The 1,958-nt window shown below is 66.2% G+C and carries 2 protein-coding genes; both read left to right on the forward strand.

Annotated features, from left to right (window positions below; translation table 11 throughout):
- The coding region (locus DGI_RS18960; protein ID WP_193787668.1) for a phage portal protein family protein at nucleotides 1-598 on the forward strand (598 nt) is incomplete at its 5' end.
- Entirely contained in the window at nucleotides 591-1,952 is a 1,362-nt protein-coding gene (locus tag DGI_RS04505) for a phage minor head protein (RefSeq protein ID WP_041725537.1), read from the forward strand. The genes DGI_RS18960 and DGI_RS04505, both read left to right, overlap by 8 nt.
- Nucleotides 1,953-1,958: the final 6 nt, after the last annotated feature.

The following is a 1,958-nucleotide window of genomic DNA, read 5'->3' on the forward strand; positions in this document are numbered from 1 at the left end:
GGCCGTGCCCCGCGTCTGGCGCGTCTTTGAGGATGAAGACCTGGACGCCCAGGTCAAGCGCGAGGTGCAAATCTGCAGCATGGGCGTGGCCAGGCCGACCCTCAAGCACATCCAGGACACCTATGGCGGGGAATGGGAAGCCGTGGAGAAGCAGCAGCCGGCGGCAGGGCCGGAAGCGCCCCCGCAGGGAGAAGGGCAAGCCGAAGAGAAATCGGAAGAGGCGTCGGAAGGCAAGCCCGAAGAGAAGGCGAACAAGGAACCGAAGGAGCCGCCGGCCTTTGCCGAGCCTGCTTCCGGAACGGCCCAGGCCCGCCGCTTCACGCCGGACCAGCAGGCGTTAGAATTGCTGGTTGCCGGCGTCCTGCCCGAAGGTGTTGCCGCCGCCGCCAGCCTGGCCGGGGAGATTGACGCCGTGATTGCGCAGGCCACGTCCTTTGAGGATCTGCGCATCCTGCTGGCCGCGGCCATGGACGGCGAGAGCCCCGGCCAGGCCGCCCTGGCGGACACCCTGCACCGGGCCAGCGTGGCTGCGGAGCTGCATGGCCGGGAGCAGGTGCAGGTGGAAGGCCAGGAAGAAGGAGGCGAGGACGATGCCTGAGACATCAAACAAGGTCCCTGCCGCTTCCCCCTCGTCCCCCTCGCCATTGCCGCCACCCCTCCCAATGTCAGAAGCCCTGGACTTCTGGCAACAGAAGATCCAGCTGCCCCCCGCGGAGTTCTATCGCCTGGCCGAGGCCCAGCGGGTGCGGGCTTTTACTGTCAGCGGCCTGGCCCGGGCGGACATGCTGCATCAGGTCCACCAGAGCCTGGAAACCGCCCTGCGAGACGGCATCACCCTGGAGCAGTTCAAGAAGAACCTGGCCGGCGTGTGGGAGGAGAACGGCTGGACAGGACACAAGGCCTGGCGCATCGACAACATCTTCCGGACGAACCTGCAGACGGCCTACAACGTCGGGCGGTACAAGCAAATGGCGGAGGTGGCCGAGGATCGGCCATTCTGGCAGTACAGCGCCGTGAACGACAGCCGCACCCGCCCGACGCATCGGGCGCTGCACGGGAAGGTCTATCCCCACGATTCGCCCTTTTGGGACACCTGGTACCCGCCCAACGGCTTCCGCTGTCGGTGCAAAGTCAAGACCCTGTCTGCCGATGACGTCCGCGCCCGCGGCCTGGCCGTGGAAGAATACCTCAAGGATGATCTCATTGAACCGGTGGGCGAGCATGGCCCCATGCCGGCCCGGCCCCTGCGACCGGATGCGGGCTTTGCCGGCAATCCGGGCAAGGAGGCCTGGAGTGGGCTTTCGCCGGAGCCCATTGACGAGGCCGAGGTGCGCCTGCGGCCCACGGCCATGGTCTGCCCCAACCTGCGGGGGGCGAGCTTTGCGGAAAAGTCCAGCCACAATGCGCCGTGCGGCCTGCCCCTGGCGGACATCCCGGCGCGGTACATCCATGCCGTGGCGCCCCAGGACATCCTGCCCACGGGCCAGCCGGCGGAATTCTACGCCCGCGCCTTCATGGCCGAATTCGGCCTGGGCCTGCATGACGCCAAGGTGCTGAACATCCCCGGCACCTCCCTGCCGCTGGTCATTGACAAGGATTTGCTGCTGGACAAGCGCAAGCCGAACCGACCGTTAAAAACCCTCAAGATGCAGCGCGCGCCGTACATGAAGCTGCTGGCGCGGACGATTCTGGATCCTTTTGAAGTCTGGCAGGCCCCGGTGGAAGTGACCGGACGAGGCATGGAGGCCCTGCACTTCGTCCGGTTGTTCGGCGAAGAGCGCGTGGGCGGCTTTGCGGTGTTTTCCCTGCTGGACATGCGTCGCTGGGTTGGCTCCACCGCGTATACTCCCAACCTCGGAGAGGGCCGCGAGGCGATTCTTGAAGCCATGGAGGCCCGGCGGCAAGGCCTGCTGATCTATCGGCAGGATGTCTGGCCACCGGCAAAAAAATAGCGCCAG

It is taken from the genome of Megalodesulfovibrio gigas DSM 1382 = ATCC 19364 (genome assembly GCF_000468495.1).
In the GTDB taxonomy this organism is placed as follows: Bacteria; Desulfobacterota; Desulfovibrionia; order Desulfovibrionales; family Desulfovibrionaceae; genus Megalodesulfovibrio; species Megalodesulfovibrio gigas.

Coding starts and splice junctions, on each gene's coding strand:
- DGI_RS04505 (WP_041725537.1), top strand. CDS start 591: ATGCCTGAGACATCAAACAAGGTCCCTGCCGCTTCCCCCTCGTCCCCC.